At 38.4% G+C, this 19,672-nt stretch carries 17 protein-coding genes; 6 read left to right on the plus strand and 11 right to left on the minus strand.

The window, feature by feature from the left end; translation table 11 throughout:
* The first annotated feature begins 86 nt into the window (after window positions 1-86).
* Both ACLJX0_RS01975 and ACLJX0_RS01980 read left to right on the plus strand, forming a co-directional pair.
* A complete protein-coding gene (locus ACLJX0_RS01975; RefSeq protein ID WP_410877986.1) occupies window positions 87-2,882 on the plus strand; it encodes a TonB-dependent receptor in 2,796 nt (931 codons plus the stop codon).
* Between the two features lie 136 nt (window positions 2,883-3,018).
* Complete coding sequence (locus ACLJX0_RS01980) at window positions 3,019-3,969, plus strand: aldo/keto reductase (protein WP_410877987.1); 951 nt, start codon at window positions 3,019-3,021, stop codon at window positions 3,967-3,969.
* A 46-nt stretch (window positions 3,970-4,015) separates the two neighbouring features.
* On the opposite strand, the gene metG is transcribed toward ACLJX0_RS01980, so the two are convergent.
* The 5 genes from metG to ACLJX0_RS02005 form a co-directional block, all read right to left on the minus strand.
* Complete coding sequence (gene metG, locus ACLJX0_RS01985) at window positions 4,016-6,076, minus strand: methionine--tRNA ligase (protein WP_410877988.1); 2,061 nt, start codon at window positions 6,074-6,076, stop codon at window positions 4,016-4,018.
* Window positions 6,077-6,248: 172 nt separating this feature from the next.
* On the minus strand, window positions 6,249-6,722 hold the full coding sequence (locus tag ACLJX0_RS01990; protein WP_410877989.1) for a hypothetical protein: 474 nt from the start codon (window positions 6,720-6,722) through the stop codon (window positions 6,249-6,251).
* Between the two features lie 58 nt (window positions 6,723-6,780).
* A complete protein-coding gene (locus tag ACLJX0_RS01995; protein WP_410877990.1) occupies window positions 6,781-7,044 on the minus strand; it encodes a hypothetical protein in 264 nt (87 codons plus the stop codon).
* A gap of 24 nt (window positions 7,045-7,068) precedes the next feature.
* Window positions 7,069-7,527 carry a cytochrome d ubiquinol oxidase subunit II gene (locus ACLJX0_RS02000; protein WP_410877991.1) on the minus strand — a complete coding sequence of 153 codons (459 nt, stop codon included), beginning with the start codon at window positions 7,525-7,527 and terminating at the stop codon, window positions 7,069-7,071.
* Between the two features lie 3 nt (window positions 7,528-7,530).
* Window positions 7,531-8,097: a hypothetical protein gene (locus ACLJX0_RS02005; protein WP_410877992.1), complete on the minus strand. Its 567-nt coding sequence runs from the start codon at window positions 8,095-8,097 to the stop codon at window positions 7,531-7,533.
* Window positions 8,098-8,284: 187 nt separating this feature from the next.
* Here ACLJX0_RS02005 and ACLJX0_RS02010 point away from each other — a divergent pair, with 187 nt between their 5' ends.
* Window positions 8,285-9,391 carry a DUF2891 domain-containing protein gene (locus ACLJX0_RS02010; protein WP_410877993.1) on the plus strand — a complete coding sequence of 369 codons (1,107 nt, stop codon included), beginning with the start codon at window positions 8,285-8,287 and terminating at the stop codon, window positions 9,389-9,391.
* 35 nt (window positions 9,392-9,426) lie between these two features.
* Here the strand turns inward: ACLJX0_RS02010 and ACLJX0_RS02015 are convergent, their stop codons facing one another.
* The 5 genes from ACLJX0_RS02015 to ACLJX0_RS02035 form a co-directional block, all read right to left on the minus strand.
* Entirely contained in the window at window positions 9,427-9,774 is a 348-nt protein-coding gene (locus ACLJX0_RS02015) for a tRNA-binding protein (protein ID WP_410877994.1), read from the minus strand.
* A 75-nt stretch (window positions 9,775-9,849) separates the two neighbouring features.
* Entirely contained in the window at window positions 9,850-10,413 is a 564-nt protein-coding gene (locus ACLJX0_RS02020; RefSeq protein WP_410877995.1) for a 2'-5' RNA ligase family protein, read from the minus strand.
* A gap of 67 nt (window positions 10,414-10,480) precedes the next feature.
* Complete coding sequence (locus ACLJX0_RS02025; protein WP_410877996.1) at window positions 10,481-13,891, minus strand: hypothetical protein; 3,411 nt, start codon at window positions 13,889-13,891, stop codon at window positions 10,481-10,483.
* A 120-nt stretch (window positions 13,892-14,011) separates the two neighbouring features.
* On the minus strand, window positions 14,012-15,265 hold the full coding sequence (locus ACLJX0_RS02030) for an aspartate kinase (RefSeq protein WP_410877997.1): 1,254 nt from the start codon (window positions 15,263-15,265) through the stop codon (window positions 14,012-14,014).
* 7 nt (window positions 15,266-15,272) lie between these two features.
* Window positions 15,273-15,743 carry a GNAT family N-acetyltransferase gene (locus ACLJX0_RS02035; protein ID WP_410877998.1) on the minus strand — a complete coding sequence of 157 codons (471 nt, stop codon included), beginning with the start codon at window positions 15,741-15,743 and terminating at the stop codon, window positions 15,273-15,275.
* 94 nt (window positions 15,744-15,837) lie between these two features.
* Here ACLJX0_RS02035 and fbp point away from each other — a divergent pair, with 94 nt between their 5' ends.
* Window positions 15,838-16,848, plus strand: a complete 1,011-nt coding sequence (gene fbp / locus ACLJX0_RS02040) for a class 1 fructose-bisphosphatase (RefSeq protein WP_410878298.1) — start codon at window positions 15,838-15,840, stop codon at window positions 16,846-16,848.
* 54 nt (window positions 16,849-16,902) lie between these two features.
* Here fbp and ACLJX0_RS02045 read toward each other — a convergent pair whose 3' ends face one another.
* The gene (locus ACLJX0_RS02045; protein ID WP_410877999.1) at window positions 16,903-17,331 is read right to left on the minus strand and encodes a TerB family tellurite resistance protein; all 429 of its coding nucleotides are present in this window, start codon (window positions 17,329-17,331) and stop codon (window positions 16,903-16,905) included.
* 256 nt (window positions 17,332-17,587) lie between these two features.
* Here ACLJX0_RS02045 and ACLJX0_RS02050 point away from each other — a divergent pair, with 256 nt between their 5' ends.
* Together ACLJX0_RS02050 and ACLJX0_RS02055 are read left to right on the plus strand one after the other, a co-directional pair.
* A complete protein-coding gene (locus ACLJX0_RS02050; protein WP_410878000.1) occupies window positions 17,588-18,016 on the plus strand; it encodes a deoxycytidylate deaminase in 429 nt (142 codons plus the stop codon).
* 10 nt (window positions 18,017-18,026) lie between these two features.
* On the plus strand, window positions 18,027-19,604 hold the full coding sequence (locus ACLJX0_RS02055; RefSeq protein ID WP_410878001.1) for a S41 family peptidase: 1,578 nt from the start codon (window positions 18,027-18,029) through the stop codon (window positions 19,602-19,604).
* Window positions 19,605-19,672 lie beyond the last annotated feature (68 nt).

A 19,672-nucleotide genomic window follows, 5' to 3' on the forward strand; every position in this document is an offset into this window, starting at 1 on the left:
ACGTTAAATTTAATATTTACATAACATAATAGGTTTTTCTTTTTGTACATTTGCCGTGAAATTAATTTATCACTTACACTTACAAAATGAGAAACTTGAAGAACTGGATGTTGTTTTTCGTAATGGTAATTACGTCAACGTCTGCATTTTCACAAAACAAAATCAAGGGTACAGTCATTGATGGCGAGCTTAATATGAGCTTACCAGGTGCGACCGTATTGGTGAAAGGAACGCAAAATGGAACATCGACAGATGCAAACGGAGCGTTTACCTTAAACGTATCAAGCGATAAAGGAGAAATTGTACTTTCTTTTATTGGGTATCAATCGAAAACGGTTGCTTTTAAAGTTGATGCAAACAACGTGGCAAACATTGGAAACATTGTGTTAAACCCAGATGAGAACATGTTAGCTGATATCGTAATCATGGGAGTGGCTGACGTTGCAAAAGACCGTAAAACGCCAGTAGCTGTTTCTACAATTAAGGCAGCTGCTATTCAGGAAAAGTTAGGAACACAAGAGTTTCCTGAGATGTTGAACATGACACCTTCTGTTTATGCTACAAAAGGAGGAGGAGGTTTTGGAGATTCACGTATTAACATTCGTGGGTTTGACCAAAAAAATATTGCGGTAATGGTAAACGGTATGCCAGTAAACGATATGGAAAACTCTTCTGTATATTGGTCTAACTGGGCTGGTTTATCTGATGTAACTTCAGCTATGCAAGTACAACGTGGTTTAGGTTCTTCTAAACTAGCAATTTCTTCGATTGGAGGTACCATTAATATTTTAACACGTACAGCTGATGCAAGAGAAGGGGGATCTCTTTCTGCAGGAATCGGTAATGACAATTTCTTTAAAGGGTTAGCTTCTTATAATACAGGTGTATTAGAGAATGGACTATCTGCTTCGGTATTATTGAGCCATACATTTGGAGATGGATATGTAAACGGAACAGAATTTGTTGGAAGTAACTACTTTGTTGGGTTAGGATACCAAACAGAAGATAAAAAACACAGCGTTCAGTTAACTTTGACAGGTGCTCCTCAAACACACTGGCAACGGTATAACTATACAAAATTATCGGAGTTCTTAGATGCTAGTTCGAATGGGGATCCTAATATCCGATACAATAAAGATCTAGGAACATTAAATGGGAAAGATTATAGTGCTGCTAGAAACTATTATCATAAACCGGTAATGTCCTTGAACTATGATTGGCAAATTAACGAAACCACAAAATTAGGAACTGTTTTTTACGGTTCTTGGGGACGTGGTGCTGGAACAACTTTGGCAGGGAAAATTAATGGTAAATATGCTGATAACTTTAGAACGGCTGATGGAGCAATTGATTTTGACGGTATTGTAGCTTGGAATCAAGGGGGAACGCCAGAAGGATTTGGAGCAGCAAGAGAAACTAAGTACAACGATGCTAATAATGGAGCTACCATTTTAAATAAAGTGAACTCACATGACTGGTATGGTACAGTAATTAACTTAAACAAAAAATTAAGTGAAGAATTCACGTTAGATTTTGGAGTTGATGCTCGTACGTACAAAGGGTATCACTTTAGAAATGTCGCTGATTTCTTAGGTGCTAATGGTTACCAAGAAAAATTAGATAAAAATAATCCTAATGGTTATTTGGTAACGGAAAGACACGGAATGTCTGTAGACTATAACCCATGGGCAAAAACTGGTGATACTGGAATTGTTCAGTATAACAATGATGGAAATGCACGTTGGTATGGAGCCTTTACACAATTAGAGTACTCTAAAAACGATTTCACAGCGTTTATTCAAGGATCGATCTCTAATCAAGATTTCCAACGCGTAGATCATTTCGTAGATAAGGTAAATGGAACCAATGGGTTAGACTACAAAACATCTTGGAAAAGCATCTTAGGTGGTAATGTTAAAGGGGGAGTAAATTACAATATTGATGAGCACCACAATGTGTTTGGAAATATTGGGTATTACTCAAAACAACCCTTCTTTAATGGAGTATACATTAACAACAGTAATATGTTGAATCCTGATTTGACAAATGAGAAAATCTTTGGTGTTGAATTAGGATACGGATTCCGCTCATCAATTTTCAATGCGAATGTAAACGTATATAGAACATCTTGGAAAGACCGTATTGAAAGACAAGTAGCTTACATTGATTACACCAATGAAAAAGGGGAACTAATTGAAGGATATAGAGGAAACGTGCAGTTACCAGGTATTTCTCAAGTTCACCAAGGAGTAGAGGTTGATTTCAATATCCGTCCTTTAGATAAGTTAACAATTAATGGAGCATTCTCTTTCGGAGATTGGAAGTATACGAAGAATGTTACAGGCGCTACAATCTTAGACCGTGACTCAAACGAGCCTTTAATTGATCCAAATACACAAAAACCATATGAAATGGATGTGTATTTAAAAGACAATAAAGTTGGAGATGCAGCTCAATTAACTGCAAGTTTAGGTGTAGATTATGAAGTAGTAGAAGGTCTTAAATTTGATGCAGGTTATCGTTTTGTTGATAAATTGTATTCAAAAATTGACATCATGGAAATGTCTACAAAAAACAACAAAGGTGCTTTAGAATTACCTAGCTTTAATTTATTTGACTTAGGAATGACCTTTACAATGAAAGTTGGAAAAGACAAACAAAATTCAGTAGTTGTTCGAGCAAACGTAAACAACGTTTTTGATAAAATTTATATTGCAGAAGCAAATACTTCGAAACACGCAAAAACAAAAGGAGATTTCGAAGAAGTTAAAGATTACAATGCTTACCGTGAGACATCAACGTGGAAAGGAATTGATACTTCTAACCAAGTATGGTTCGGAACAGGTAGAACTTGGAACGTAACATTGAGATATAATTTCTAGTAAATTACGTATAATATAAAAAGAGCGGTTATCATCATAACCGCTCTTTTTATATTTTGTATCTTGTACAGACGCTTTTGTAGGGAGATTAATTCAATCAAAAATAAGCGTTTTTATACACACAAACACAAAGGATATGAAGAAAAAGAAAGTAGCCAATGAACTAAGCATCGCTGAAATTTGCTTTGGAGGAAATGTATTTGGATGGACGTTAAACGAGAAGGAATCCTTGCGTATGCTGGATGAATTGCATGAACAAGGTATTAATTTTATTGATACGGCAAATAGTTACTCCCATTGGGTAGATGGCAATGTGGGGGGAGAGTCTGAACGTATTCTCGGCAAATGGTTTATGGAGAGTAAGAAAAGACAGGATGTGGTTTTAGCAACCAAAGTAGGTGGTGGTATGCAAGGCGTAGAGAAAGGATTGACTAGACAGCAAATTCTCGATGGAGTTGATGCTTCTTTGCAGCGTTTACGTACGGATTATATTGATTTATACTATTCACATCACGATGATCTCAATGTAGGGATTGAGGAAATTATGGGCACTTTTCAAGAATTGATTCAAGCAGGAAAAGTGCGTACCCTTGGTGCGTCCAATTTGAGTAAAGAACGCCTAATAGAGAGTAATCAAGTAGCAGAAGCGAAAGGATGGACACCCTATATCGCGCTTCAACCGCTGTACAACCTCTACGATCGAGAAACATACGAAAGTGAATATAAGGAACTAGTGACTGATAAAAAACTCGCGGTAATGCCTTATTTCGCCTTGGCAAGCGGTTTTCTTTCTGGAAAGTATAAAACAGCTGCAGATTTAGAAGGAAGTGCTCGTAAAATGATGGTGGAACACTATTTGAATGAACGCGGATTGAATATTCTTGATACCTTGGCTCAAATCGCTCAGAAACACCAAGTAACGAGTGCTGAAGTGGCCATCGCTTGGTTGTTACACCAACCAACCATTACTGCGCCTATTGTCAGTGCTACGAATGCGAAACAATTACAGAGTTTGGTTCGCGCCACGCAAGTGAAATTGGATTCAGATGATTTAACACGCTTGGACGGCAGTAGTCAATGGAAATAATCACGATACAAAAAAAGCCTGCATTTGCAGGCTTTTTTTTGTATCATTAATTAATTGTTGCTCCGTTTTTTACTCCTTCTTCTCCCGGATTAACGAAGACCAATTTACCGTTGGTATCTTCTGTCATCAGAATCATCCCTTGACTTTCTACGCCGCGTAAGGCTCTTGGTGCCAAGTTGGCTAACACCGTTACGCGTTGACCGATGATTTCTTCTGGTTTAAAGTGTTCTGCAATACCCGATACGATAGTTCTTACATCCAATCCCGTATCTACTTTTAAAACTAGAAGTTTGTTGGCTTTTGGCATTTTTTCCGCTTCGATAATCGTACCCACGCGTAAATCCAATTTAGCAAAATCGTCAAAAGTTGCTGTTTCTTTTTGAGGCTCTACCACTGCATTGGCTGCTTTATTCGCTTGTTTAGAAGCTTCTAAGCGATCCAATTGTTTCTGAATTTCTTCATCCTCAATTTTAGCAAATAACAACTCCGCCTCTCCGATTTGGTGTCCCGCTTGGATTAAAGGCTGATCCACTTCAATAGCAGACCAAGCTAATGGAGTCTCTAAGCGTAAAATTGATTTTAACTTTGTCGCAGTGAAAGGCAAGAATGGCTCCGCTAGCGTACTTAAAGCCGCTGCAATTTGCAAGGCCACATACATTTGCGTTTGCACTCTTTCTTCATCTGTTTTAATCAACTTCCAAGGTTCTTCATCCGCCAAGTATTTATTTCCTAAACGCGCAACATTCATCATTTCTCCTAACGCCTCTCTGAAGCGGTAACGATCAATAGAGCTCTCCATAACGGCTGGATAGGCGCGTAATTCTTGTAAAGTTGCGATATCTACGTCTGAAAACGCATGCGGTTGTGGAACAACACCGTTGTAATATTTGTTTGTAAGGACCACAACGCGATTGATGAAGTTTCCAAAAATGGCTACTAATTCATTGTTATTTCTCGCTTGGAAGTCTTTCCAAGTAAAGTCGTTGTCTTTTGTTTCAGGTGCATTTGCTGTTAAGGCATAACGCAATACATCTTGTTTTCCTGGAAAATCTTCCAAGTATTCGTGTAACCAAACCGCCCAGTTCTTCGATGTTGAAAGTTTGTTTCCTTCCAAGTTTAAGAACTCATTCGCAGGTACATTATCAGGTAAGATATAACTTCCTTCCGCTTTTAACATCGCAGGGAAAATCACACAGTGGAATACAATATTGTCTTTTCCGATAAAGTGCACCAATTTGGTATCTTCCGATTTCCAATACGGCTCCCAGTCTTTTCCGACGCGTGCTGCCCATTCTTTGGTTGATGAAATGTACCCAATAGGTGCATCAAACCATACATACAATACTTTTCCGTCTGCTCCTTCTACAGGAACAGGAATTCCCCAATCCAAGTCACGGGTTACTGCACGTGGCTTTAAACCATCGTCCAACCATGATTTTACTTGTCCGTAAACATTGGGTTTCCAATCGTTTTTATGTCCTTCTAAAATCCATTGACGCAAAAATCCGTCGTATTGATCTAGGGGTAAAAACCAGTGTTTGGTCGATTTTAAAATCGGCGTACTACCTGTAATTGTTGATTTAGGGTTAATTAAATCAGTTGCATTTAATGAAGTACCACATTTTTCACATTGGTCTCCATAAGCTTCTTCATTGGCACATTTAGGGCAAGTTCCCATAACAAAGCGGTCTGCTAAGAATTGCTGTGCTTGCTCATCATATAATTGTTCGGTTATTTCTTCGATGAATTTCCCTTCGTTATACAACTTCTTGAAAAATTCAGAAGCTGTTTGATGGTGAATAGAAGACGAAGTACGCGAGTAATTGTCAAATGTAATGCCGAAATCTTCAAAGGATTGTTTGATGATTCCGTTGTATTTATCGATTACTTCTTGAGGGGTAATTCCTTCTTTTTTTGCTTTCATAGAGATAGCCACACCGTGTTCGTCGCTTCCACAGATGAAGGCAACATCTTTGCCTTGCATTCGCAAGAATCGAGCATAAATATCAGCTGGAACATAAACACCTGCTAAGTGTCCAATATGGATTGGACCATTGGTATAAGGCAATGCCGCCGTTAGCGTATATCTTTTCGGATCTTGTATCATAAAACTATTCTCTATATGAAATTAATAAGAATGCAAAAATAAGGAATATTGCTGGAAGTTGAATGGATTATTTTGTGTGATTGTTTTCTTCTTTTTGGTCTATGAAAGCAATAAAAAAGGCGAAATCAAATCGATTTCGCCTCCTATTAGGATATTAAATAATAAAACAAATTTACGGTAAGGGTTGTCCGACTTGGATATCACAACGGTGACCAGGTTGTCCATGTGGAGGATTGATTTTTCCACTGTTTGCTGTTGCAGGTTGTCCCTGTTCTTGCATGATACGGTTTTTAGCGTCATCATTCACTAAGAACGGTTGTCCTTGACTAGATGAAGCTGGTGCTGGAGTTACAGACATTCCTCCACCGCCACCTGGAGGTGTATCTAATGGTGCCCCTACAGGAATATCACAACGATGACCTGGTTGTCCATGTGCCGGATTGATGTTGTTATTCGCAGCAGCTCCCGTTGTCGCTGCTTCAGGTGTATTTTGAACTGGTGTTGCTTGTCCGTCTGTTTCTGGTGTTGCTACAGGTTGCTCTGTAGCTCCATCAATTGTAACATTTGAGGGCTCTTTTCCTGTGTCTTTACAAGAGGTTAAGCCTAAAAGTAATAGCGTTGATAACGCAAATAAATAATTTTTCATGATTAGTTCTTTGTGGTTTGAAGGTAAACTTAAATATTTTTTACTGGGTAAAAAAATACTATTGCGTTAAACCTTCTTCTTGTGTTGTGTTTTTTTCATTTCCTGTCTCTTTCATATCTTCCTTCATTTTGAAAGAAGTGAGGCCAGAGGAACTGTTTTCCTTGGTTCCATGCATGGGAATTTGAACGGGTTGTCCCTGGTTTGTAGACGTTGTTTGTTCGCGTTTGATATACTGTGGTTCTGGTGTTTCTTTGCTCTTATCCGTGCAACTTGCAAGTCCCATAACAAGTAATCCTAAAAGTGGGATATAAAATGATTTCATCGGTTATTCATTTAAAATAAAAGGTTATTCTGATTGTGGATCTGCTGTGTTGGATTCCAAATCAGTCAGCGCTAGTTTCTTTTTCTTTAAAAATAGAAAGAAAATGGCAGAAAAGATCCAAGCAACCCAAAATAAATATACCCCCATATGAAAATTGCTCTTCATATACTTATGTGAGGTAGTGGTAAAATCAAGATAGGTGAAATAAGCTGCACCAACACCTACAAGGATTGTGAAGATGGCTAAGGCATTGGCGATTTTAGCAGGAGTAAAGTACTTGAAGAAGGCTAGAATAACGATGAGAAACAGCTGAATAGCAAAAATAAGCGCCGCTGTTTTCCAAGGCGATTTCAACACCAAGTATTCACGATATAAAAAGGTAATACCCATACGTCCCATAAAGGACATTTTAGAAATCATAAAGGACATCAATACTGCTAGAAGAGCCTGTAGTAAAACTAAAATAAAAATATTCTTTCCCATCGGTTAATTTGTAATTCTCCAACCTGTTTCTTCCGCATATTTCATTCTGAACTTTTTGGTGATGAATTCCGTATGGGGCGATTTATCTTCTTTCAAAAAATGAAAAGGCGTAGGGTTTTTCTTTAACATAACCGTTGCTGTTGCCGATTTTTTGCCTTTGGCATCCAATTGAAAACCATTGTCTTTATCCACTAAATACTCCATGGTTTTAATTCTAATTTTGTTTCCTTTTTGTTCTAAAACGTAGGGATGTGCCTTTGCGGTTAACGCAATCGTTCCTTGCCAGATGCTGTCTTTGGATAGAAAGCGTTTCTTAGCAGTGAAATCTGCAAGATTTAAATAGCCTTCGTCTGCTAGTTGTTGATAACGAGCAATGAGTTCGGCATCTTTTTTCTGTCTTAATTTAGTTGCTCCAACCGTAAAGGTTGTACTTTCATAGATGGGTTGCGTTTCCATGTACGATTCGATAGTACTCAAGGCTTTGGAGGAGTTTAGCGATTTATTATCACAAGAAATTACCGTGAAGGCAAACACAACTAAACCTACAAATGATACGATGAATTTTTGCATTTTTTATTTCAAATGTACAAAAAAGTAGACGGTAAAAATGGATTTATTTTTCTTCCTTTCTTTTTTTATAAGTAAAAGAATATGAATTGTTTAGATCAGACGAAGGAGGTGCGGCCGATTGGAAAAATTAAATTTATACAGGCTTTATTTTTAAATAATACCTACCTTGGGAGTTAAAAGTAGAAAAATGAGAAAAATGAGTTTGGGAATCCTCGCAGGTTTACTGCTATTGGGGTGTACCAGTAAGGAAAAAAAGAGACATGATCAAGGAGCAGTGACAAAAGAAAATAGTGTTCCATTGGTTTTAACCCTTAAGGAGGCGGAGAAAATTATTGCTTTGCCTTTACATTGCATGGAACAAGAATACCCAAACAAATTAGGGCAAGTTCTGGGTGGAGATGAGGATCTTAAAACACCTAAGCAATTACGTCCGGTTTTTTACGGCTGTTTTGATTGGCATTCGGCTGTACATGGGTATTGGTCGGTGATTGAATTGATGAAACGCTTTCCAGAACTCAATGAGAAATATCACATTCGCGAGCGATTGAATACGTTAATAACGGCAAAAAATGTGCAAGTAGAATTGACTTTTTTTGATGATGCCAACAACAAAACCTTCGAGCGTACCTATGGTTGGGCTTGGTTGTTCCAATTACATGGTGCTTTAGCAACTTGGGAGGATGAAGACGCCCAGCGCTGGGCCACATTACTCGAACCTTTAGCTAACGTACTCGTTGAGCGTTATGAAGCTTATTTGCCAAAGTTGAATTATCCTATTCGAACTGGAACCCATGATAATACCGCTTATGGTTTATCTCTGTCGTTGGAATATGCACGTTTAATGAAAAATACAACATTTGAACAACTAGTAATAGGAACGGCAAATCGACTGTATGCACAGGATAAAAATTGCAATCTCGCTTTTGAACCGAGTGGACACGATTTTCTATCGCCTTGTTTAGAAGAAGCGCGATTGATGAGTAAAATACAAGATGAAACTACATTTAGAACGTGGTTAACCACTTTTTTACCGACTGTTTTTTCAACTGATTTTCAATGGAAAGTAGGAAAGGTTTCAGATCGTACTGATGGTCACTTGGTGCATTTGGATGGATTGAACTTTAGTAGAGCAACTTGCTTGGCGGATCTCGCTAAAAAGCTACCCGAGTTAACGCATTTGCGCCCAATTGGAAAACACCATTTTGAGGCTTCGTTTGGCAATATTACTGATGACGATTATATGGGCAGTCATTGGCTAGGCACTTTTGCGCTATATGCCTTGCTCCACCAATAGTATAAAAAAAGGTTTCGCATGCGAAACCTTTTTTATTATCCTATTCTCAACCCGTTCTTTACAGGTTTGTCTAAACTCATTAGGGTTACATCTTTTCCTTCAACTGCCCCCATAACCAAACATTCACTCATGATATTGGCAATTTGCTTCGGTGGAAAATTAACGACGGCGATCACTTGTTTGCCAATTAATTCTTCAGGAGTATATAATTTAGTGATTTGTGCAGATGTTTTTCTCAAGCCAATTTCTTCTCCAAAATCAACAACCAATTTATAGGCTGGATTGCGAACTTCTTTGAATTCTTCGGCTTGCATAATCGTACCAACGCGCATTTCAACTTTCATAAAGTCATCCCACGTTAGAGTATTGGTGGTATTTTCCATAATTGATAATTTGTGTAAACTCAAAAATAAGGAAAAAAATAGGAAGAGAATTTGTCAATTGACAAAAAAAGAATTTTAAAATAAGGTCAACTGCATATCTTCGATCAAAGGTTGAGATAAAAACGGATAGGTAGCAAGGATGTCAAATTGTCGACGTATCGTGTTCAGTCGTCTTAATACCAGTTGATTGCAAGTAAAATGTAAGTTGGGTTGTTCAAACAAGGCATAGGCTTGTTGTATTTTTTCTTCGTCGAGTTTTCGTCCAATAGAAAGATGTGGATCTGTACATTTATATGCCTGTTTGAGCTGTAACGTTTGAAATAGTTTTTTGGCGTAGGATTGTAAGATGGGTTTTGCTTGTACATCTACTTCTAGAAAAAAGGTACCATTGGGATAAGTGCCAAATGCCAGTAAGTAGGTTTCTACAGGAGTAAAGCTCGCAGAACAACGCAGAATCTGTTGATGCATGCGTTGAATATCAGATTCACTCGCTTGGAATTCCGCAATCGTTAAATGCGCTAAAGAATTTTTACTGGGATACCAGCCGATGGCTTCTCCTAGTCGATCTTTCATCATTTTGACCTGCTCAATGAGCAAGGAGTCGGGCTGAAAACACAAAGAAAATTTATCGCTGTACATGGTTGATAGTTTACGGTTACAGTTTGCATTTTACAACAATTCTTACAAAGAACAAACTTCACAACAATTAAAAAAAGGCACGCAATTGAACGCTTCCTGTATGAATAGTTGCGGTGGATTCATTGCTTCTTCCTTGATAGTTTAAACTCAGATCCAAGTAATTCGTTAGGTTTTTCTGGAACATCAAGCGCCACGTCATATTTTTGCCAGGTTGCAATCCTTCTAACATCTGATAGCCAATGGGGGACATGGCATTTCCTGTAAAGGTATTCTGAAAAAAGGAGAATTCTCCATTCATCGTAAATAATTTGATTTGATTTACTGCAAATGACAGGCCAACACGGTGTTGTTCTAGGGACTCAAAGTCAGCAGTTTGATTTTTCTTTTCTTGAAAGTTGTAGAAGAGGTCTATTTGAGCCTGAGAGGAAAATAAATAGGATAGTTTCGTTTCAAATCCCTGAATTTGGAGCTCGTAATTTTTACTGGTATAGGAAGGTGACTTGGTTTGTTGTTGGGCGGTTTTACCCCATAAATCAAGTAACCACGTTTTGCGTATCAAATGATTGTAGCCCAATTGATGGGTTTGAATGGTGTTTTCCGTTGAGCCAAACGACAAGAGATTTTTGCTCTTGGATTGGGCATACATATAGGTAACACTATGGCGCTTTTTGCCGCGGTTGTAGTATAGATAATTGTTGAAATTCTCAATCAATCCCACCATTTGGTCTTCATCAGAGGTAAAGGGATGCAGGCGAATTTGGTTGCCTTTTTTCAAGTCTTTGCGGTCAATACTATACGACGTTTGGTTGTAGAAAAAGGCCAAAATACGTTTGATTCCCGTTTCATTTTGCCAAGTAGCAGCAGGATTTAACGTGAGGGTTTGAGTAAGTTTATTTTGATTAGTGGGTAAGAATACCTGGCTCGGTAAGTATAAACGGACGTATTTTCCCAAATCAGGATAAGGAGCAAGTTCAAATTCTTCCAACTCCTGAATACCGTTATTGTTGTAGTCAATCCACATGTATTGACCGCGTCCAGGCTCCACCTCTAAATAGGTAAATTCCTGTTGAGCAATGGTCCCCGAACTAATTTCATAGAGCGTATGTGATTGCACAAATCCTTTAAAAAACTGATCGCGATAGGTTAGAATGCTGTTTACTGTATGTTCCGTAGGTTTATTGCTATCTTCATGTCGTAAAGTACGATAGTTAGCATAGAGATTTACATCTCGCGTTTCGGATTTGATTAATTGAGATTTGAGGTAAAAGGTATGCGCCTTGGAGAATCGCTTCAACTGGTTGTCTTGTAGGCTATCATTGAGACGAAATTGATAGCCTAATTCGATGTTTTGGCCCAAAGAATCGCCTTTACCTACAAATAAATCCAACGAAGAATAGCGGTGACTTAGTGGGTTGAGCACTTGTGTTTCGAGATTTGTTTCTTTATTTTGTTCAAAAGAAAGTTTGGAACCCACATAATTGTTGTTCCAGAAGTACTTTGCTTGAGAATGACTCTGAACAAAGGTGGTTTCCGCGGTTAACCCATCCGCTTGCATCAGACTATTTTGCGTTTGAATGAGCCACGGATTGGCTTGCCATTTTCCCGATAAATTTTGTCGTGTTCCCTTGTAATCGTGTCCAAAATTGAGTTGTTCAAAGGAATAGGTAGCGTTGGCTTTCCCTGGAATAAGGAATTCTAATCCACCCATCACTAAGCTTTGATTGCCTTCGGCATATTGCAAATTCCAATCGCGATCAAATTCAATAGAGAATAGATTTTCTAACGAATGGAAATTTTTATGGATGAACTGGACGTCTGTCAAGACGTTAAGTTGGACTTGATTTTTGGTCCACAAACGTTGTTTTCCCTTGAAAGCGGTTGCCCAACCTTTGTTTTCCTCTTCATCCAGAGATGAAAAAAGGTTAGCATCGTGATTGCTGAAGGCGACCTCTATGTCAATCGCCGTCTTTTCAGAAGGATGATAGGCTGCATTCACTGTGGCAATTGTGTTCTGTATGGGGGCAATGAGCTTGACCACGGGAGCGTAATTTCCTTGTGGCACACCATTTACAGGAGGACTATATTCAAAAATGCGCCCAACGGATTGGGTACTTTTTACAACGTAATCACCTTGATTATTTCCTACAGCTGTAAAGGAGACATAATACAATTCTGCTTCGGAATCTGTTGAAAATACGTAATACGACTGCCCCTCTGGTGTTTGCTCCTTCGTGTAGAGTATTTTATTTTCAGAATAGGTGTCCCGATAAGCTGAAGGAGCCATCATGCGGGCTGGGTCATTTCCAGCTTGCTTGAGGATGTCAATTTGTTCTTCAGTTAGATTCTGTTGGAGGGATTGATTTTTTAAATCGGTTTCCGTAAAGACACTTAATCCTAATTGCCAAGTTTGCGTTTCGTGCTGTATGTTTCCATAGCCCACAAAGCGCGTGTAATTCCGGTCGGTATACTGATACTCCACAGCAATACGCATATCTGCAGTAATGGGATAACGGGTGGTAAAGCGCAATTCACCCGAATTGTAATCAATCACATAGTCATTTTCTTCTCCGCGTTTGAGTAACAATCCATTGATGTACACTTTTTCCGAACCCGATACGAGTAAAATGTAAAGTTCTCCATTGTTTCCTTTTAATTTGTAAGGACCTTGATTGCCCTCTTGTCCGTTAAAAGTACTGCGGGTATACTGCCCACGAGCTAGCGCTGCGGCAGCTTCTACTGTTGTTTTGTTGTCTTCGTTGCCAAAAACAAATCGAGTGGATAATCCCTGTACCTTTTTGTTGAAGTTTAAAAACCGTCGTGCGCGATTTTCTAGAAATATATCCCCTGCTCGAATCGACCAAGTATCCGAAAATAACTCAATGAAAATCTGATCAAATTCGTTTATTTTTTGAGAATATCCCCCATATTGTAGGGGTAAATTATTATCTTGAATGGAGGCGCGAATTTTGACTCGATCGGATAGATTTCCTGTAATTTGCAAATCTAAGTTAGATGAGGTAACCGCACTTTGATTGGTTCCCATAGTTAATCCCCTCGATAAACTTCCCATAGTATTCAGACCCTCAAAGGGAACAAAGGTAGGCTGGTTATTTGTTTGATGTTGATAGGTAAAACTGCCTGCTTCATTCGGTACAATACGCGCAGTATCGTAGTAACTAATAGGCGTCGTCAGGAAAGACGGAAGTTCCAGATAGTAGACGGTTAGTGGAAAATCAAGGGTTGTTTGGTATAAGGTAATCGTGTTCGTCTCAAAGTCTACCTGATAGTCCGATGCAGGAACAAGCTCTTGTTGGGCATCTCGAAGCTCAAAATAGCTGTTGTTTAATGGAATATCAGGAAGTTGAAAGATGGTGGATCCGATCTCCCAAGTCCGTTGTTGATATAGCGAATTCCCTTCTTGTGCAATTGTACAAGAGTACCAAAAGAGAAAGATAAAAAGAAATCGCTGTAGGTTCATGTAGGTATAAACTCCAATTCATCAAAAGTAGTGTATTTATCATAATATTTAACAAAGTGAATAGAAGAGAGTCCAACACAGTAAAACAAAAATAGCTTCGTTTTTACTGAAGCTATTGTATTATTCTTTCGTTACCATTTGCATGGTTTCTCTATTTACTTGTTTGAGTAGCAGGGTTTTATTCTGTAAAATGCGATCGGCTGAAGTTTCGTCAAAATGGCGAATCGTGTAAAGTGATACCTGTTCGTTATAACTCACACGGTATTGATCGTTTAGCTTTTGACGTAATTCCTCAAAGTGATTGAATTTATCTTCGACACAAACAGAAAAACTAATTGCTGAGTTTTGAATGACATTTACTTTGATGTTATACTCACAGAACAATTTGAAAATATCGCTGATATTTTGCTCCATGATAAAAGAAAAATCTTTCGAAGAAAGCGAAATCAACAGCTGATTTTTTTTAACAATATAACAAGGAATGACTGGTTTTAAATCCGCGCCTTTAGAAACAGAAGTTCCTGCTAAGGTTGGATTGACAAAGGATTTGACATACAATGGAATTTCCTTTTGACGCAGAGGTTGTAAGGTTTTAGGATGGATAACTGAAGCACCGTAAAACGCCAATTCAATTGCCTCTTGGTAGGAAATTTGCTCCAAAAGCGTCGTTTCTTCAAAATAACGCGGATCGGCATTGAGCACGCCAGGTACATCCTTCCAAATCGTTACACTCTCCGCATGTAGGGCATACGCAAAAATAGCAGCGGAGTAATCCGAGCCTTCTCTTCCTAAGGTGGTAGAAAAGCCATTGTAATCGGATCCGATAAACCCTTGCGTAATATAGAGCTCTTGTTTGTCTATTGCTTGCGTAATCGCTGCTTCCGTAGCCTCCCATTGTACGTTCGAATCGCGATAGGTCGTATCGGTTTTAATTAGATTACGCGCATCAATCCAGGTATTTTCGATGCCACTGAGGGATAAGTAATGGTGTAAGATGGTGGTAGATAACAACTCTCCGTAGCTGACAATTTGATCGTACACAAAATTGTAGTTGGGCGATTTGTTGTGGAGTAAGAAAGAGGTTAAAGAGTCAAATAAAGCTTCTACTGCTTGATAGGCTGTATGAGTAGTGTCCGTAAATAAATCACGCATAATCACCAAGTGATAATCTTTGACGACTTGAACAGATTCAGCTAGATCGAAACGATTTTGAAAATAATTGTGCACCACCACTTCTAAAGCATTGGTCGTTTTTCCCATGGCAGAAGCAATCAACAGGCTATCAGCATAGCCTACGGTACGCAAGACCTGACCTACATTCTTTACGTTCTCGGCATCTTTGACCGAAGCGCCACCAAATTTATAAATCTTCATATTCTTTTTACTTATTGATAAAGGCATGAATGCCTTGTTCATCCATTTGTACCGTATACCAATCTTCCAATACTTGAGCTCCTGATTTTTTATAAAAATCAATCGCTGGCTGATTCCAATTTAACACCACCCATTCTACACGCTTTACTCCTTCTTCTTTGGCTAATTGAATCACCGTTTTGTACAACGCCATTCCCGCTCCAGTTCCTCTTGCTTGCTCTGTTACGATGAGGTCTTCCAAATGAATGGTTTTGCCTTTCCAGGTGGAATATCGATAGTAGAAGAGTGCCATGCCAACAAGTTCACCTTGATGTTCAGCAACTAAGGCGCGAAAAAGAGGACGTTCGCCAAAGCCATCACGAATGAGGTCTTCTACCGTGAGGATAACCGCATCAGGTTCTTTCTCAAAAGTAGCTAATTCTTGAATTAAGCGTAGTATAGCTGGCATATCAGCTGGTGTAGCTGCTCTAACATTCATGTCTTTTGTCGGATTTATGGTTAATAACTTCGTTTGAATGACAAAATTAACGATATTTGCACAGCAAAATACACAACTAAAGAATCATTTTTCCATGACAACAAAAAGACACCAAACACTAGGGGAGTTTATTATTGATAAACAAGAGGATTTTAAATTCTCCTCAGGAGAGCTTTCTCGCTTAATTAACTCTTTACGATTAGCTGCAAAGGTGGTGAGTCATCAAGTAAACCAAGCAGGTTTAGTCGATATTGTAGGGGCTTTTGGTACAGAAAATATACAAGGAGAGCAACAGCAAAAACTAGATGTTTACGCCAATGAAATTTTTATCAATACCTTAGTTAATCGCGAAATTGTATGTGGAATTGCTTCTGAAGAGGAAGATGATTTTATTACTATTCAAGGAAAAAAAGGTGATAACGATAGCAAATATGTGGTGTTGATTGATCCACTAGATGGGTCTTCCAACATTGATGTAAACGTTTCCGTAGGAACTATTTTCTCGATTTATCGCCGTGTAACGCCTGCAGGAACTCCAGTTCAATTAGAGGATTTCTTACAGAAAGGAGAGAATCAAGTAGCTGCAGGGTATATTGTTTATGGTTCATCGACAATGTTAGTGTATACCACAGGGGCAGGGGTAAATGGATTTACATTAAACCCAGCAATTGGAACGTTCTATTTGTCTCATCCTAACATGAAAATTAAAGAAGATGGAAGTATTTATTCGATTAATGAAGGAAATTACATTCAATTTCCACAAGGGGTGAAAGACTATTTAAAATACTGTCAAGAGGAACAAGGAAATCGTCCTTATTCGGCGCGTTATATAGGAAGTTTAGTATCAGATATTCACCGCAATATTTTAAAAGGAGGAATTTATATTTATCCAACAAGTACAAAAGCTCCGAAAGGAAAATTGAGATTGTTGTACGAATGTAATCCTATTGCTTTTATCGTGGAACAAGCAGGAGGAAAAGCATCTGATGGATACAATCGCATCATGGAAATTGAACCAACCCAATTACACCAACGTGTTCCTTTCTTTTGTGGAAGTAAACATATGGTAGAAAAAGCAGAAGAATTTATGGCGTTACATCCATAAAATAGAAAATAAAAAAAGGGATTCCATCGTGAATCCCTTTTTTTATTTGTAAAATTAATGTTTCAATTTTTGAATCTCTGCTATAAACGTATCAATGTCTACTTCTAAGACTAAAAGAGAAAGGGACTTGTTTACAATCAAGTCAATGTCTCCTGTAAATCCAAGGGCAGAAGCAAATTTGCGCAAGATGTCTTTTTGTTTAGGACCTAATTTATGATTTACATAAACCATGCGCGCTAAGTCATATAAACGTTCAATCCTGTTAATCTCTAAATAAGGAGGATTCACGGGATATTTTTCAGGGTTGGCTAGAATTTTCTCATAGTCTTCGGGTGAAATATCTAGCTTGTCTGCTAGTTCATTTAAAAACTTAAGTTCCTCTTCGCTAAAATCTCCATCGGCTAAGGCAACGCGAACAATAGAGGCAAAATGCCCTTTGTTTCGCTCTTTAAAGCCACTGTCATATAAATCTAAATAAGCCATATCGCATTCTTTTTTGTTGTTAATTGGTTTAAGGTGTTAATTAGAAGTAATGTACAAAAAAACTTTAAAATAATGCGGGTATCGCACAAAAAAAATAGAGAGATAAAAAGGAGTAGATAAGTGAGATAACAGGGCTTAGCAAAGAGATAAAGAGGAAATACAATGGGTATATCACATTATTTCAAAAGAGGATAGAGGCCTACGTGAAACTTATGTGTATTTTTGTCGTATATTATGAGTTATAAAATAGAGGTTTATGTCAAATCCTAAAGTAACTAAATACGATAAGGCGTATTTGCGTATCGCACGGGAATGGGGACAGTTATCGTATTGTAAGCGAAAAAAAGTAGGCGCTATCATTGTCAAAGATCGAATGATTATATCCGATGGATATAATGGAACACCCACAGGATTCGATAACTGCTGTGAAGATGAACACGATCAAACCTATTGGTATGTTTTACACGCAGAGGCAAACGCTATTCTAAAAGTGGCGAGTTCTACCCAAAGTTGCCAAGATGCCACGTTGTACATTACCATGTCTCCTTGTCGAGATTGTAGTAAACTTATTCATCAAGCGGGGATTAAACGAGTGGTCTATGTAGAAGGATATAAAGATATGGCAGGGATTGAATTCCTAGATAAAGCGGGAGTTGAGGTAGTTCATATTGAGGACTTAGATTAATGCGTATCTTATGAAAAAGTTTTTTTGGCCTTTTATTGTTGCAGTGTCTATTTCGCTTGGCGTTCTGTTGGGAGGATTCTTAGTGTCTGCTTCTCAACGGGCGCAAGGTAGTTTTTTTACCAATCACAATAAGTTAAAACTCAATCGACTACTGGATTTTATTGAGCAAGAATACGTGGATCAAGTTAATACGGATTCTATTGTAGATCGTACGGTTTCTGTGATTTTAGAACAATTGGATCCGCATTCAGTTTATATTGGCAAAGCGCTGATGCAAGAAGTAACGGAGTCTATGCAGGGAAGCTTTGTGGGTATCGGAATCCAGTACTATTTATACCAAGATTCCTTAGCAGTGATTAAAGCCGTTGAAGGAGGTCCTTCTAAACAAGCAGGAATCTTAGCAGGGGATCGTATCCTAAAGGCCAACCAGCAGGTGCTCTATGGTAAGGATATCACCTCTGATACCATATCTTCTGTCTTAAGAGGAGAGGATGGGACGACAATTGCCCTAGATATTTACCGAAAAACGACAGATGAACGAAAAACCATCCAGGTAAAACGAGAACCTATCCCACTGAAAAGCGTGGATATCGCTATCAAATTAGATAATAACTATGGGTATATTAAAATTAATCGCTTTGCCAGTACAACCTATGAAGAATTTCAAGCGGGTCTATTGGAGTTGATTGAACAAGATATTCAAGGGCTGATCATCGATTTACGCGATAATAGCGGAGGTTATATGGATCAGTCGAGCAAGATATTAAATGATTTATTATTACCCGATCAAACGATTGTGAAAACAATTAACCGCGGAGGACAAGAAAAAATTACCAAAGCGAAAAGTACCAATTTGTTTACAACCAAACCACTCTATGTATTAGTCAATGAAAATAGCGCTTCAGCCAGTGAGATTATTGCTGGAGCCATTCAAGATAATGATCGAGGAACGATAGTTGGCCGACGTACCTTCGGAAAAGGATTGGTACAACGGGAATTGATGTTGGGCGATGGTTCGGCCATTCGATTGACAACTGCTCGTTACTATACACCTTCAGGACGATCGATTCAAAAGAATTACAAAAATGGTATAGAAGACTATAACAACGATTTCCGCTCTCGCTATGAACATGGAGAATTATATGCAGCTGATAGTATCAAAGTAGCGGATAGTCTCCAATTCAAAACCCTAACAGGGCGAATTGTCTATGGAGGAGGTGGAATTGTTCCCGATTTGTTCGTTCCCATTGCTCGCAAGCATGGAGAAGAGGCAATAGTTATGATGATGAAGTCGGGTATGGTGAGTTATTATGTTTTCCAAGAAATTGATAAAGACCGTCAATTCTATACTAATATGACGACGGAGGAATTAATTGCACATTTGCAGGCGGATAAAAAGGAGTACAATGCCTTTAAGCGTCACTTAGAAAGTAATAAGCTATTCTTCAAATTAGATCGTCACAAAGAATTAGTCCTGCATTTTCTTATTGCAGAGTATCTGAACCAACTCAAAGGACAAGAAGACTATTATGAATGGTTGCTGAAGATTGATCCCATGGTTTTAAAAGTGGTTCAAGGGGATGAGTGATTGGTGATGAGTGATTGGTGAGATTTGGTGAGGATTTGGTGATATGATTATTTCTTGTAAACCAAAGA

The organism is Myroides sp. DW712 (assembly GCF_046557355.1).
Lineage (GTDB): Bacteria > Bacteroidota > Bacteroidia > Flavobacteriales > Flavobacteriaceae > Flavobacterium.